The 13,558-nt window shown below is 60.0% G+C and carries 18 protein-coding genes; 1 reads left to right on the top strand and 17 read right to left on the bottom strand.

Annotated features, from left to right (window positions below; genetic code table 11):
- Nucleotides 1-85: 85 nt before the first annotated feature.
- From QP968_RS00665 to QP968_RS00610, 12 genes are all read right to left on the bottom strand, one after another.
- Complete coding sequence (locus QP968_RS00665) at nucleotides 86-346, bottom strand: hypothetical protein (RefSeq protein ID WP_284854409.1); 261 nt, start codon at nucleotides 344-346, stop codon at nucleotides 86-88.
- Nucleotides 343-1,710 carry a DEAD/DEAH box helicase gene (locus QP968_RS00660; RefSeq protein WP_284854408.1) on the bottom strand — a complete coding sequence of 456 codons (1,368 nt, stop codon included), beginning with the start codon at nucleotides 1,708-1,710 and terminating at the stop codon, nucleotides 343-345. Before QP968_RS00660 ends, QP968_RS00665 begins: the two co-directional genes overlap by 4 nt.
- On the bottom strand, nucleotides 1,691-1,879 hold the full coding sequence (locus tag QP968_RS00655; RefSeq protein ID WP_284854407.1) for a PDDEXK family nuclease: 189 nt from the start codon (nucleotides 1,877-1,879) through the stop codon (nucleotides 1,691-1,693). The genes QP968_RS00660 and QP968_RS00655 overlap by 20 nt, the downstream gene beginning before the upstream one ends.
- A gap of 384 nt (nucleotides 1,880-2,263) precedes the next feature.
- Nucleotides 2,264-4,774 carry a virulence-associated E family protein gene (locus QP968_RS00650; protein WP_284854406.1) on the bottom strand — a complete coding sequence of 837 codons (2,511 nt, stop codon included), beginning with the start codon at nucleotides 4,772-4,774 and terminating at the stop codon, nucleotides 2,264-2,266.
- Between the two features lie 37 nt (nucleotides 4,775-4,811).
- Nucleotides 4,812-5,792, bottom strand: a complete 981-nt coding sequence (locus tag QP968_RS00645) for a phosphoadenosine phosphosulfate reductase domain-containing protein (RefSeq protein WP_284854404.1) — start codon at nucleotides 5,790-5,792, stop codon at nucleotides 4,812-4,814.
- Complete coding sequence (locus QP968_RS00640) at nucleotides 5,786-6,649, bottom strand: DNA methyltransferase (RefSeq protein WP_284854403.1); 864 nt, start codon at nucleotides 6,647-6,649, stop codon at nucleotides 5,786-5,788. The genes QP968_RS00645 and QP968_RS00640 overlap by 7 nt, the downstream gene beginning before the upstream one ends.
- The gene (locus QP968_RS00635) at nucleotides 6,640-7,233 is read right to left on the bottom strand and encodes a Csf3-related protein (protein ID WP_284854402.1); all 594 of its coding nucleotides are present in this window, start codon (nucleotides 7,231-7,233) and stop codon (nucleotides 6,640-6,642) included. The genes QP968_RS00640 and QP968_RS00635 overlap by 10 nt, the downstream gene beginning before the upstream one ends.
- 1 nt (nucleotide 7,234) lies before the next feature.
- Nucleotides 7,235-8,092, bottom strand: coding sequence for a hypothetical protein (locus QP968_RS00630; RefSeq protein WP_284854401.1), 858 nt, complete (start codon nucleotides 8,090-8,092; stop codon nucleotides 7,235-7,237).
- Nucleotides 8,092-8,472, bottom strand: a complete 381-nt coding sequence (locus QP968_RS00625; RefSeq protein WP_284854400.1) for a hypothetical protein — start codon at nucleotides 8,470-8,472, stop codon at nucleotides 8,092-8,094. The genes QP968_RS00630 and QP968_RS00625 overlap by 1 nt, the downstream gene beginning before the upstream one ends.
- On the bottom strand, nucleotides 8,453-9,196 hold the full coding sequence (locus QP968_RS00620) for a hypothetical protein (RefSeq protein ID WP_284854399.1): 744 nt from the start codon (nucleotides 9,194-9,196) through the stop codon (nucleotides 8,453-8,455). The genes QP968_RS00625 and QP968_RS00620 overlap by 20 nt, the downstream gene beginning before the upstream one ends.
- The gene (locus QP968_RS00615; RefSeq protein ID WP_284854398.1) at nucleotides 9,193-9,759 is read right to left on the bottom strand and encodes a type I-E CRISPR-associated protein Cas6/Cse3/CasE; all 567 of its coding nucleotides are present in this window, start codon (nucleotides 9,757-9,759) and stop codon (nucleotides 9,193-9,195) included. The genes QP968_RS00620 and QP968_RS00615 overlap by 4 nt, the downstream gene beginning before the upstream one ends.
- Nucleotides 9,760-9,875: 116 nt before the next feature.
- Complete coding sequence (locus QP968_RS00610; RefSeq protein ID WP_284854397.1) at nucleotides 9,876-10,199, bottom strand: hypothetical protein; 324 nt, start codon at nucleotides 10,197-10,199, stop codon at nucleotides 9,876-9,878.
- Nucleotides 10,200-10,201: 2 nt separating this feature from the next.
- Between QP968_RS00610 and QP968_RS00605 the strand changes: the two genes are divergently transcribed.
- Nucleotides 10,202-10,513, top strand: a complete 312-nt coding sequence (locus QP968_RS00605; protein WP_284854396.1) for a hypothetical protein — start codon at nucleotides 10,202-10,204, stop codon at nucleotides 10,511-10,513.
- Here the strand turns inward: QP968_RS00605 and QP968_RS00600 are convergent.
- The 5 genes from QP968_RS00600 to QP968_RS00580 are packed head-to-tail and all read right to left on the bottom strand — an operon-like array spanning nucleotide 10,473 to nucleotide 13,452.
- Nucleotides 10,473-11,057 carry a DUF2815 family protein gene (locus QP968_RS00600; RefSeq protein WP_284854395.1) on the bottom strand — a complete coding sequence of 195 codons (585 nt, stop codon included), beginning with the start codon at nucleotides 11,055-11,057 and terminating at the stop codon, nucleotides 10,473-10,475. The genes QP968_RS00605 and QP968_RS00600 overlap by 41 nt on opposite strands.
- Before the next feature lie 22 nt (nucleotides 11,058-11,079).
- Nucleotides 11,080-11,331, bottom strand: coding sequence for a hypothetical protein (locus QP968_RS00595; protein WP_284854394.1), 252 nt, complete (start codon nucleotides 11,329-11,331; stop codon nucleotides 11,080-11,082).
- On the bottom strand, nucleotides 11,328-12,875 hold the full coding sequence (locus QP968_RS00590; protein WP_284854393.1) for a DUF2800 domain-containing protein: 1,548 nt from the start codon (nucleotides 12,873-12,875) through the stop codon (nucleotides 11,328-11,330). The genes QP968_RS00595 and QP968_RS00590 overlap by 4 nt, the downstream gene beginning before the upstream one ends.
- On the bottom strand, nucleotides 12,872-13,279 hold the full coding sequence (locus QP968_RS00585) for a hypothetical protein (RefSeq protein WP_284854392.1): 408 nt from the start codon (nucleotides 13,277-13,279) through the stop codon (nucleotides 12,872-12,874). The genes QP968_RS00590 and QP968_RS00585 overlap by 4 nt, the downstream gene beginning before the upstream one ends.
- Complete coding sequence (locus QP968_RS00580; protein ID WP_284854391.1) at nucleotides 13,276-13,452, bottom strand: hypothetical protein; 177 nt, start codon at nucleotides 13,450-13,452, stop codon at nucleotides 13,276-13,278. Before QP968_RS00580 ends, QP968_RS00585 begins: the two co-directional genes overlap by 4 nt.
- Nucleotides 13,453-13,558: the final 106 nt, after the last annotated feature.

Below are 13,558 nucleotides of genomic sequence, written 5' to 3'. Positions count from 1 at the left end.
AGTGGGTCTCCCCACGTCCGGGAGACGATGCGGGTTTCGATGCTTTCGATTGTTGACCTATGGGTATGTTCCACGGTGCTGCTCCTTAGATTCGTCGTGCCCAACGGCGGCGCATGGTCTCGATAGTTGACTCGATGAGTTCCGCTTCGAGTCTGACAGTGACGTTTTCCAGTTCCGGCTTCAGCTCCTGCATGGCCTGCACAAATTCTTCTATAGAGCGGCGAAATCTGGTTTCCGGTTCATAGAAGGCTTCTGCTTCGTCAATCCATGCCGCGTGTTTAAAGTTGATGGATAGACGGCCCGCCGGTAGTGGTTCTCCGGTGTCGTGGAGTTTCTTGTCGGTCATGCTGCCTTCCCCTCCGCTTTTTCTAGCTCGGCCGCGACCGCTGCGATGAGTGCGGACTGTGTCGTGTCCTTCCGCTCTAATGCTGCGTGTACGTCTTGGTCGATACTGTCTGCGGTGTCGATGTGGATGATGCTCACCGGCTCTGTCTGCCCCTGCCGGTGAAGCCTTGCATTCGCCTGCTCGTAAAGCTCTAGTGACCACGGGGTGGTGAACCACACCATGATGTGCCCGCCGGATTGGAGGTTTAGCCCGTGGCCGGCAGAGGCTGGGTGGATCAACCCAACTTGCACTTTACCGGCGTTCCAGTCTTTGAAGTCCTGTTCAGTGTCCAGGATGCGTGCGTTGGGGATTGCGGACAGTATCCGGTCACGCTCGTGTTTGAACCAGTAGCAGACCAGTAGTGTGTTGCCGTCGGCCTGGTCTACAAGCTCGGTGAGCGCTTGGATCTTCTGGGGATGGACTTCAATAACGTCGCCTTCTTCGCTGTAGATCGCTCCCCCCGCGAGCTGCTGCAGCTTCATAGATAGTGTGGCGGCGTTGGCGGCGTCGATGGTCTCGTCTCCAATATCGACGACAAGATCACGTTTGAGGGTGTCGATCATTTTCTTCTCTTTCGGGGTGAGGTTGACGGTGATGTGCTGGTGTGTGACATCAGGCAGTTTGAGGTAGTCGGTGGTGCGCATGGACACGGTGATGTCGGCGATGTTGTCGTAGATTGCTTGGTCTGCGCCTGGGCGGAGTTTCCAGGAGTAGATGACTTGGCCGTTGCGCTTGTCGGGTAGGAAGTATTGGTCTCGGTAGTGGGTGATGTATTGGCCGAGGCGTTGTCCGTTGTCGATGAGCCGGAATGGTGCCCATAGGTCTAGCAGGCTGTTGGGGGCTGGTGTGCCGGTGAGTCCGATGATTCGGTTGATATGGGGGCGGACTTTTTTGAGTGCTTTGAAGCGTTTGGCTTGGGGGTTTTTGAAGGATGAGAGTTCGTCGATGATGACCATGTCGTAGGGCCAGTGTTTGCCGTGGTGTTTGATGAGCCAGGGGATGTTTTCGCGTCCGATGGTGTAGATGTCGGCCTGGCGGCTTGTGGCTGCGGTGCGTTGTTGTGCGGTGCCGATGATGGGGCTGATGGTGAGGTTTGTGAGGTGGTCCCATTTTTCAATCTCTGCGGGCCATGTGTCGCGGGCGACGCGGACGGGTGCGATGACGAGTGCTTTGTTGTTTTCGAAGCGGTTGTTGATGAGTTCGTCGATGGCGGTGAGGGTGGAGATTGTTTTACCCATGCCGAGACCTAGCAGGACAGCGCACTCTGGGTGGTCGATGATGAACTGGGTGGTGTAGCGCTGGTAGTCATGCGGAACGAATTTCATTGAGGAGTCCTTGGATTTGGTTGGGGTGGTCGATGGTGCGGACCATGCAGCCGAGGTTGGTGAGGCGTTCCATTTGTCGTTGTTGGATGGGGCGTGGTTTTTGTCCTGGCCGTTTGAGTTCGACGAAGCAGATGTGTCCGCCGGGGAGGATGAGGAGCCTGTCTGGCATGCCGGCGGTTCCTGGGCTGGTGAGTTTTGGGGCTATTCCTCCTGCTTTTTTGGTTTGGCGTACCAGTGTTTGTTCGATTGTTCGTTCGAGCATTGTTGTGGTTCCTTTTTGTGTTGGGTGGACAAAGTCGGGGTGTTTTCTAGTTAGGTGTCTGATTTAGGCATGGTGTGTACCCTTTTGCACATAACGCTCCCCTGTTTTCTGTAAAGTCTTTTAGTTAAAACTTTGTCCCGTTTGTCCCAGTATTGGTGTTTTTGCTGCTTGCGCTACAAAAAGTGCATGGGACAAAGTGCGGGACAAAGTTTTGGTTTGTCCCGTTTGTCCCGGTCTGGCGGAGGGGTGGGACAAAGTGTTGCGGGTTTTGTCCCACCCCATTGTCCCGGCTTAGCCTGCCAGAACATCCGAACGAAATTCGATTTTGCGGAATATGCGTTGGCGCCCGTAGAGCGGTAGGCGTTCACGGCGTCCTGTGTCTTCCCACCCGTCGATCTGCTGCATGATGGCGGTTATTTCGTGGGAGTCGATTTTGCGCATGGCGTCCGGGTCGCGTCCGAAGCATTCGGACCAGATCTCGATTTTGGAGACGCTGGTGCGTTTGCTGGCGTTGTCCCACATGGCGTTTTCGACGAAGGCTTCGGAGATGGTGCCGTCGCTGAGGTAGATACGGCGTGCCATGAGTGGGATGGCGTCCCAGTTTCCGGGGAGTACCTTGTCGAGGTATTCCTGGACGATGCCGACGCGGTCGTCTGCTTCGACGGCTTCGGCTTGGATGTGTTCGGCGGTTTCGAGGAGTTCTCCGGTGAGGTAGAGTTGTTCTCCTTCCTGGTCGCGTTGGCGAGCTTCTGCCCAGACTTGGTCGATGTAGTAGTCGTCGAGGTCGTGCGGGCGTCCGAGCCAGCCGTGACCGGTGACGTGGACGGGCCACCATCGTCGGTTGCCTGTGGTGTCGCGCAGGAACCCCTCGTCTGCATTCGTGCTGCCGACGATGATGCATTGGCGTAGGTAGGTCTGGACGGTGCGGCCGTAGGCGGGACGGAACTTGTCCTCGGTGCGCGAGATGAAGCCTTTGACTGGTTCGGCTTCTGCTTTGCGCATGCCGGCGAGCTCGGAGAGTTCGACGATGAGGTTTCCGAGGAGTTTTTCGGCGCCGGTTTTGTCCTTCATGTCGGTGATGGTCAGCGAGTCGGAGAACCATTGGCCGGCGAGGCGGGCGAAGATGGTGGATTTTCCGACGCCTTGGGGCCCGACGAGGGTGAGGACGTGGTCGAATTTGCAGCCGGGTTGGAAGGTGCGGCGGTGTGCGGCGACGAGGGTTTTTCGTGTGACTGCGCGGGTGTAGGGGGTGTCTTCTGCTCCGAGGGTGTCGATGAGGAGGGTGTCGAGTCGTTCGGTGCCGTCCCATGGGAGGAGGTTGTTGTAGTAGTCGCGGACGGGGTGGAAGGCGCGGGCGGAGGCGGTGGAGAGGAGTGCGTCGTTCATTTTGGTGGGTGCGTAGAGGCCTCCGTAGGTGCGGGCGATTTCGGTTTTGAGCCTGGCTTCGTCGTTGTCTGTCCAGCCTGGTTTGACTTGTTTCCAGGGGAGTTTCTGGGGGTCTTGGACTTCGAGTTGTGAGGCGTGGCTGTTCCAGGCGATGTGGTTGAAGCGGGGGTCGTTTTTCAGGATGAGTTCGAAGTTGCCGATGGTGTCTTTGAAGCCTCCTTCTTTTTTGGTTTCGAGGTCGAGGAGCCAGTCCTTGTCTGTGGTCTGATTCTCCCCTGTTTCGTCTGCCGGGTTCGGTGATGCATCGGAGGTTTCGTTGTCCCCGTTGGTGATGGGGTGGAATACTTCGTCGATCCTTGCGGCGGTGGCCTTGGCGTTCTCAGCCTTGGCGCCTGGGTCGTTGTTGACGAAGTCCATCATCGCCACATACGAGGGTTTCTTGTTTGCTGGTGTGGTGGCAGATGTGTCTGCATCGAGGTTGCCGAATTTGTGGATGCGTACGAGGTCGAAGGCGGAGTGTGAGTGTCCGTCGGCTGCGGGGTCGGTGGCGTGCTGGCTGTAGGCGTAGTGGCCGCCGTTGTAGACGATGAGGCCGTTGGAGGATGTGCCGCCGGTGTAGGTGTAGCGGTCTTTGGTGGTGCCGGGCTTGTACACCTCGGGCAGGAACGTTTCGATCGCGCGGGTGATGGGGTACGCCTTGTTGAAGGCGCCGAGCATGCCGGGCTTGTCGCGTGGGTCGTCGAGCTTCCCGCGGTCCAAATACGCTTTGGCTTGGTCTGGGGTGATGCCGGGCCAAGTGGTGACGTCCTGCCATACGTCGAAGCGGGCGAGGAAATCATCGGGGTTGAGGATGTCCTTCTTGCTGGATACTTCGACGTGGTAGTCGCCGTCGGTAAGTGTGGCCGGCCAGTACATCAGTCGCTCCGGCTCAAAGGTGGAGGGGTCGAACCAGTCGAGGCCGGGGTTGATGTCTTGGGCGATGCGGCGGGCGACGGCGCCGTATTCGTCGGCGGTGACGTCGCGGGTCAGCCACACCCAGATGCGCCAGCGCTGGTTGTCGGTGGTGTGGCTGAGTGTGGTGTGGGCGAGCCATGCATATGGGAGGGTGTCAGCGAGGGCGGCGGCCAGGTCGACGTCAGCCGGGAGGTTGTCTAAGTCGAGGGTTACCAGGGAGCGGGCAAGGACGTGGCCTTTGCGGCGCCTGCCTTCACGTAGGTGTCCGCCGACGAATCCGCCGACGTCTTTGTGCTTGTCTTTTTCTCCTTTGGGGAGGGAGAAGTATGTGTCTTTTGTGCAGTCGACAGTGATGGGGTCGTATGCCATTGCTGTCATGTCTTGGAGGGTGGTGAGTTTGTTGGTCCACCGTGCGGAGGTTTTGCTTGGAGCGGTGCTGATTTTGAGTTCTCGGTTTTTCATGTGGGGTGCTCCTTTGCTTCTTATGAGTGTTTAGTTTTTAGGGAGGGAAGAGCGTTTCTTCTGTTGTTGGTGTTTCTGGGGGTGACCATTTTGATTGTGGTGGCCATTCCATGGTGCGGTGCCAGCGTTGTCTGCCTGCGTAGACTTTCCCTGCGACTAGGCCGTCTTTCTGCCATTGCTCGAGGTGGTGCTGCACCACTGAGATGTGCGTGTCTGTCTGTGCTGCGATGGTGGATGCGGGGAGTGCGTCGTGTCGGTTTGCTGGCAGGATCGGCATCACATGGTCTCGGAGTCTGGATGATGTGATTACATCCCCGAAGTAGTGTTGTTCCCAGTCGGCGCGGCCTTTGTCTGCACCGGTGACTCCTCCGAGTGCGTGGACGCGGAGCCAGCGGCGGTCGAGGGTGCCGCCGTGGCTCATGGCGTAGGCGGGGTGGATGGGGAGTTGGTGTCCTGCGAGGTAGGCGAAGATGTCGGTGGCGGTCCAGGTGCCGATGGGGCGCGCTGTGTTGGTAGTGGCGTCTCCGAAGCGGTGCTGTACGAGTGACCGTATGCGTGATTCTTCTGCCCGTATACCTGTGATACGGCGTGGGCCGAATCGCTTTTCGATGAGTCGCCACCCGATGTCAGCATCGTATTTGGTGCGCTTGATGGTGGTGGTGTCCCACCAGCGGTTGGGCTGTGGTGGCAAGGTCAGCTCGTGGTAGTCCAGGTGGGTGTAGCGGGTGAGCATCATGTCGCGGACTTCGCTGGTGCCTGGTAGCTCGTACCCGTCGATGACAAGGGAGACGATGGGGATTTTCCTGTCTGCGCGGGCTGCGAGGTCTACGAGGACGGTTGAGTCCTTGCCCCATGAGGTGGATAGGTAGCAGTCGCCCGCGTCGGCGAATTCCCGTATCACCTTGATTGCGTGGCCGGCTTTTTCTTCTGCTGCTGGGTGTAGTAGGTGGTCGTACCGCTCTAGTCGCTCCCAGGCTGCTGTGTCTTGCGGGGTATGACGCTCACTTGGTATCAGCATTGCTCCCCTCCTGTGATCTTTGTGGTGGCTTCACGCCTGTCGCCCTTGATGAATACGAGGACGTATTGGTGTAGGCGTGTGGCGGTGCGTGTGGCGCGGAATGTGCGTCCGAGTGTCCAGAATTTTGATCCGACTGGTGTGACCAGAATGTGGTCATTGACCAGTGGCATCCCCGCGTCGTGGAAGGCTTCGATGGTGTGCCACGGCAGGCCTGCGAGGTGGCCGTGCTTATCGCGTTTATCGCCGATGATCCACACAGCAAAGCTGTCCTCTTTAAGGACGCGGGCTGTCTCAGTAATGATCTTGGCGTGGGTGTCCAGGAACTCAGCCTTACCCATTGTGGACAGGTCACGTGGGTCATCAGAGTAGCGCTCCAAGTCCCAATATGGTGGGCATGTCAGTGCCGCGTCGAAGCTCGCGTCTGGCAAGGAGCGCAGCACGGTGAGCGCGTCGCCGTGCCGCCACTGTGGCCCCTTGTGGTTGGTGCGGTTGTACTCCACCTGGGATTGCATGAGGTCAATTCCCATGTAGTTCCGTCCTAGACTGTGCGCGATCACTCCACGGGTGGGTCCGCCAGCGAAGGGGTCAATGATGGTCCCGCCGGGTGGGGTGTACCAGGCGGTGAGACACTGTGCGAGGGCAGGGTCAAAGACGGATGCGCCGCCACTGATGCGCTGGTGCGATTTGGTTTTCGCGCCTGTGTAGATTGCTGCATCTGGCCTACCACCACGGTCGTCCAGGGCGTGCTGCTCGATGAGTTGTTTTCGTTGGCGTTGCCAGTCTTTGGAGTCTTTGCGGAGGACTGTCCACGGTTTGATGCCGTTGCAGTCGTAGCCTTTTCCGAGTTCTAGCTGCATGGTGTCCTCTCTGTGGGGTGCCAGTAGGGGGCGCGTACTCGCATTGGTTGTCCGTGTGGGTCAGGTAATGGGCGGTCTTGCCAGCCGTTGGTGGGGCCTGGTGTGATCTCCCATCGGGTGATGTGGCCGTGGCCGTTGCGGTGGCGTGCTCCTAGGTGGGTGATGTGTGCCAGTAGCTGCTCGACACGCTGTTTATTGTCGATGTGGGCGTGCCAGGTGATGGTGGTGTGCCAGGTGGCTGCCAGGGTGACGTTGCGGGCTTTGAGTGGGCCGAGTCCGTGGTGGTGCTCTTTGGCCTGTGTGTAGATCGCCATTGGGCCGGTGGGTGGGCGGCGGCGTATCTCCACGCTGGTGTGGTGTGCGGGGTCGGTGTGTGGGCGGGATATGCACCAGCCCCAGTAGTCGCCGCGTGTCCAGGTGTGTAGGCCTAGGTCGAAGTCGTGGCAGTAGTCATCACTGATTGGGGGGAGTTCGTCTCCGTCGGCTTCGGCTTGCTGCCATGCTGCCCATGCCAGTGGGCCGTCGAGTGGGCCGACCTCACCAATGATTGGGGTGTCAAGGTGGGCGATGATGGTGGCGTGCACTCTATTCCCCCAGCTCTGTGAGCAGGTCCAGAATGTCCTGCTTGTGGTCGGTGAGGTGGGTAGTCCACTCTTGTAGCTGGTCTGCGCGTGGAGTGTGGTCACGCAGGGTGCCAGTTCCGTAGCCTTGGGCTGTCTTCGCGCCGATAGCGACCTGCCCGCCAGGTGCCCACAATTCGAGTGCTGCGCCGAGTGCGATGCGGTGCATGCTGGTCGCTGCCGGAGTGAGCGATACGGTGCCGTGGAGGGTGGAGCCTGCCGCCAGGGTCTGGGTGTCCCAGATCATCTGTGCGGTGTCCACCTCGTCCACGATGGTGAGGTAGCGCCCTGCTGGGCTGGTGGCTTGGTCGTGGCGGGTGCCGAATTCCTCGGTGCGGTACGCAGCAGCACGGCGCGCCCCACGCAGGTTTTTGGGGAGTCGCCAATCATTCTCTTGGCAGACCAGGATCATGTCGGACGCTCGCAGCGTACCTGTGATGATGTCGCTCTTGGCGGCGTAGCCAAGCATGGCCAGTGCCGGGTAATACTCTTCGACACGACGCATCATGTCAAGGTCAGTACGTGACCCGGTGGAGGATACAGCCCCACCCGTCCAGAGCAGATCGACGGCGCCCTTGGACAGGGTGCCTGGCTGAATGCCGAGGGTGTGAGCTGTGTGCCATGCGAGAGCGTCGCGGAGTGCGTGTCGGATACTGGCGGCGGAGAGGAAGGGGACGCGGGCGACAGTGCCGTCTGGCTGCACTACATCTTGGGTGCGTAGCAGGCTGGTGTTGCCTGAGGTGCCGGCCCCGTGGTGGAACGGTGCTGTCAGGTCAACGGTCAGGGTGATTGTGGTCTGTGGGGTGGGGGTGATGGTGGTCATTAGAACGGAATCTCCTCGGTCTTGGTGGTCTTGGTGGTTTTGCGGGCCTTGTTCTCGACGGCGGCCAGGGCGACGATGTAGACGATGTTCTTGTCCACGTGGGCTGCCCAGGCCGGGTAGTCCTGGTCGATGACGTGTGCGGCCTGCTTCGCGGTCTTGGCGGTGGCTGTGCGTAGCGTCTCGATCTGGAGTTTGTGGGCTGCTGTGGTGATTGCCTGGCCCGCGTTGTCGCTGCCTGCTGCTGCGGTCTGGATTGCTGTGGTGACGCGTCCTCCCCAGAAATCAATACGGTTAGGGCCGTCATCGGTGAGTGAGTCACGCAGTGCGAAGATCAGGTCGATTGTGGCCTGGTCGAGTTGGTCAGGGGTTGGGGTAGTCATTGGTGTCCTCCATGATTGGTTTTGTGATGCACCACAGGGCCAGCTGTGTGATGGGTGCGGTTCGGTATGGGTCGAGTGCTTCGGCGTGGTGTCGCCACGCTTCGAGCGCTTCGGGGGTCTTGATGTAGGCGGGTGTGCCAGACACGATGTCTTCTGCTGGTACGCCGAGACGGCGTAGCGCCAGGGCGTGGCCGAAGACATGTGCCCATTGATCTGACGTGGCGGTGATCGTGGTGTCCTCCATCCGCACCGTCCACTCACCGCCACCGTGGTTGGTGCGGGCGTACGGTAGGACGTGCTTCTGGCCGGACACGGCGACACACACCACCCACTCGCCAGCAGGCGGGGCGCACAGTATGTCGATCACGGGGCGGGTATTACCCCGGTTGGTCTGGCACAGGCCAGGCACATGCAGTGGTGCTTTCTCAGCACTGTCCGGGAGTGTTTCACCGGGGGCGCACACCCACGTCCACATGCGGGGTGATTCTTTCCCCTTGCCGCTACAGCACCACAGTGCCGGCGCCCCGACACGACCGCTGTGTGCTTGCCAGAGTGACTGGTCGGTGAAGTTCTCACCCAGTGCGCGCTTCGCGTCGGCGGTGACTTCTTCGTGTTCCCCGGTGACGGCGCACACGGCGGGTTGGGCTTTGAGGAGTTTTCCTTTCGCGCCGGGGACGGGTGGGGAGCCGGCTGTGTGCCAGGTCAGTTTTTGTGCGCTGGTCATACGGTGACCTCCTGTGTGATGAGTAGGCCACAGCCGTAGGCTTTGCCTGCACCTACACCGTCATGTATCAGCTGTGCGAGGGCCTGCTGGTTGGTGACGGTGCCTGTGCCGGTGTACATGACGCGCCGGTGATAGGTGGTCATCGTGTGGCGGTTGCCGCGTGCCACAGGCATGAGGTGCGCGTCCAGGTCGTGGATGTTGATTGCGTCCTGGAGTTTCCGGCGTACCCACGGCTCCCATTCGTCTGGGCCTAGTGGGGTGCGTTTTCCGCGCTTCCCCATGCCGCGGCTGACGGATTTCGTGGGGTTGGCGATCAGCGCCCAGTGAATAGGCGCGCCGGTAATCGGTGTATGCACGTCTACTGTGTGGGTGCGTGCGATCACGCCGGGGAGCACATTGGGCCAGTGGACTGGTGTTTCGTGCTGGATGACAAGCGTTTTCTGGTCTGGGAGTGCCCAGAGGAAGTCTCCCTCGATGTCATGCTTGAGGGTGCGGTGCATCGCCTGCGAATCGTGCGTCAGGTTGCGTGCTGCGCGGGATAGTGTGCAAACAGTTTGGTGCATGGGGTTCTTCCGATCATGGTCGAACAATTTCTGGTTATGAAGTTGTGTGGGAAGTTTGGGAAAGCCCCCACAGTGCGAGTGACATTGCGGGGGCTTATAAGGGGTGCGACTTCGTTTTAGAAGTCGTCGAGTTGGCGGCGCCGTCGTTGTGTGATGTTGATGCGGATGTAGATGTCTGTTCCGCGTGATTTTGCTTCGGCGTCGTAGGCGTCGAAGGGGGATTGCGTTCCGCTATTGATGCGGTTGGTGAGGTTGCTTGCACGGCTGCGGAGCTTGGTTCGTTCGGCGCCTTCTACTTCTGGGTAGAGGTAGGTGATGGGGACTTGTGCCCATTTGCCGGGGTTGTCGATGCAGGCGTTGACGAGCTCTTCCGCGTTGGCGTGGTCGATGGTGTTGCGGCCTGCTTTTGGTGGGACTGTGTTGGTGAAGGTGAATTCCATTGGTGGCCTCCTTTCTTTTGTCGTTGGGTGATGGCGTGTTGGATGTCTGCTTCTGTGCAGTGGTGGTTGCGGGCGTTGGCGACGTGTTGTGCCAGGGTGGGCAACCATGGTTCTTCTGGCCAGTAGGCGATGCGGATGAGCGCGTTGCGCTGGGTGTGGCACATGCCGTCCACTGGGTGTCTGCTGTGGTGGAGGGTGTGGAGGTAGTCGTTGGGGCTGACTTCTCCACACTTGTCACAGGTGATGCCGTCTGGGGTGAACAGCAGGTGCTGGTTAGAAGCCAAGACCGCCTGCTACATCGCCTCCGCCGATGACGCCGAAGACGTCTTCTGCCTCAAGGGCGGGCCCGCCGAGGCGTTCGCCGTCCTTGGCGAATTGGATGCCGACGAGTGCTGCGGAGATGCCTTTGTTGCCGGAGTTTTCGTAGGCGTAGAACTGGACGGCCATGTTGACGTAGCAGCCGGCGTAGATGTCGTTTTCGTCGATGATGGGCTGCAGCTGTGGGTCGACGATGAACGGCTTGCGTTGGGTGCCTGCTTTAGCTGCGATGAACCAGTGGCCTGCGAATTCTGGGCCGCGTGGTTCGCCGGAGTCGTTGGGGAGGTCGCCGTCGCGCAGCGGCGGGTACTTGGAGCGTGAGGGGTCGATGGGCTGCTTGAAGACGTGGCGGTCGACTCCGTCTTGGACTGCTGCGTCGATGGCGGCCTGGACGCGCTGGATGGTGGCGGTGTCGCTCTTGGGGATGAGCAGGGTCGCGGAGTATTTGGGTGCTGCTTGGTCGTTTGCGGCACGTGGGACGAACAGGTTCGGGTAGGACAGTCGGCCTGCTGCGGTGACGTCGCGGTTGGATTTAGCCATGATGTGTTGATCCTCCTTGGATCTAGTTGGTGCGGACGGTCTCGAGGGATCCGTCGCGGTGGATGATGTGGGTTACGCCGTTCGGGTGGTTTTCCATGCGTACGGTGTCGTTGGTGTAGATGAATGCCCAGAAGTGCTGTAGGTGTCGGCTGACGAGTGAGCGTGCTTCTGGTTCGCTGTCGGCCTCGATCAGGATGAGGTCGTCAGGTTGATACTCGCCACAGGGGTGTGGCTCGTACCGGTATTTCTGGGGGATGGTCACGTAGTAGGTCATGCGCTCTCCCCTATTGGTTCGAACACTGTCTCGGCGGTGGCCACCTCGAGCGCGGGTCGTTTATCCGACACAGGCACTAAGGTGGGCTTGCCCTCCGGCTTGTGGACGTAGCGGCCGAGTAGCTCATCGAACTGCTTCTTGCCGAGCAGCTTCGTCATCGCGGTGATGCCGAGGACTTCCCGTGGCTTGTACGGGTCCTCCGCAGTCTCCGAGGTGACCACAGCGGCGACAGCGTCAGTGTCGGTGTACTTGCGCACCGAGCGACCTTCGACAAGCTTCAAACCGGGGTAGACGTGGCCGTTGTTGGCCTGCGCCAGGGCGTGAGCTTCTACCTTGCCGAGCCATTTCTTAAGCTCGGTGGACACGGACACGATCTGGGTGATCTGCTCATCGGTCAAGGTGTCCGGGTCCGGGGCAGTCGGTGTGAACGCGTCCCCTGTGGTGGGGATTGGTGCGAACATCTGCTTGGCGAGTGCGGTGCATTGTGGTGCGTGGCGGCAGAACTGGCACCACGTGCCTGCCTGCAGCTGCCCCTCCCCCGCAATCGCCAACGCGGCTGCGGGTCGAACAACATCTTCTGCCCACTGGGTGAGCTCCTCCACCGGCACTTCGTCTGTGCTGATGTTGTTGATCCGTGGCTGGAAGATCACCATGCGCACGGTGTGGATGTCGTAGATCATGCCGAACTGCGCCAGCGCCCCAAGCGCATACAGGCGCATCTGCGGATTATCCTCCGCATCAACCTTGACACCCTTGCCGTACTTGAAGTCAACAATGGTCATGGTGCCGTCACCGACGATGGTGGCGTCTGAGGTGCCGAATCCGTCGGGCACAATGTGGGAAAAATCTAGGCGCTGCTCGATGGCGAGGAACGCTCCGGGCGACTGCTGCTTCGTGCGGTGGAGTTCAGCCATGACATGGTCGACGTAGGTATCGGTGTGGTCTTCCATGTCCTCGTCAATCCAGTCGGACTCGGGCCGTCGAGTGGGTTCGTTGAGGGCTTGACGCAGCTTGTGTTCGGCGAGTTCGTGGGCGGTGGTGCCTTCTGCTGCTGCTTCGGAGTCGCTGTCCGGGTGCTGCGCTTCGAGGTAGGGGGCGGGGGTGCAGTTGATCCACCTGTGAGCGCTGGATGCGGAGAGCAGAGCATGGGCACGGTCCGTGTGTTCGGGCGCCTGGGCGACCGCAGACGCAGCTTCCGGCTCCTCGTCAGCGTGGTCCTCGCCGTCATGTCGGCAGGTGCCGAGCGAGTCGATCTCCTCGTATTTGACGCGCTGACGCCCACCGTGCGCTGGTGTGCGGGGGTCGTTGAGGGTGATGGACTTCTTGTTGAACTGGTACAGGGCGATCCGCCACACCTCGCCCTTGTGTGTGCGGACGAACTGTAGTTCCTTGTCGTTCGCGGCCTGCTCGAGCTCGAGCTTATCCTCGTACGTCCAGCCTCCTTCGGGTGCTTCGAGCACGGGTGTGTAGGTGGTGGTGTCGTAGACGAGGTCTTTCTTGCTGTCGATGTCGTACACCCTCAACAAGGTGCGTACCTCGGTCATGCTGCGCTCCTTTCATCCGTGTAGGTCTTGGCCATGGTGATCAGCTCTGGGAGTTTGTCGGCGGGTACTTCGGTGAGGCTGGTGACTCCGAAGTGTGGGAAGAGGGTGCCGGTGATCCATGTGATGCCGTCTTTGCCGTGGGTTTGGTTGATGGTGCGGAGCAGGGTTTGTGCTTCGGCTCGTAGCGCCTGGCCGTCGTCTTCCTGCGCTGCCGGCTCCTCCGACCCCGGCGCTAGTGCTGGTTTCAGCTCCGGCTCCGCAGAAGGCAGCACCTCCGTAGCGGGTGGTGTCTCACTTGGCCACTCCCCCGGTTCCTGTGAGATCCGCTGGTGAATTTTGTTCAGGGAGTGGATGCCGATTGCCAGTAGGTCGAGGGTGAGGTCTTTGCTCATCCAGTTGCTCATTGGTGTGGTCCTTTCTGCAGCAGTTGGGCACCGGCTACTGTGAGCTGGTAGTCGGTGTCGTCTGTGGTGGAAATGATGAAGCCACCCTGCAGAAGTTCTTCTAGCTGGGTGGCGGGGAGTTTCTTGCCGGAGGTGAATCTCCGGAGGATTTTCTGCATGAACGCGGTGTCCACGAAGTCGTCTCCTTTATGTGGTTGTGTCTTGGTCGCGTAGTGGTGGTGGCTGGATGAACACGGGGGCGTGCCGGTGTGCCACGCACATGCGGGGGTTGGGTGGTTT

It is taken from the genome of Corynebacterium sp. MSK041 (genome assembly GCF_030232265.1).
Lineage (GTDB): Bacteria > Actinomycetota > Actinomycetes > Mycobacteriales > Mycobacteriaceae > Corynebacterium.
Note: the sequence above shows the minus strand (reverse complement) of the source record. Positions and strands in the feature narration are given on the sequence as shown.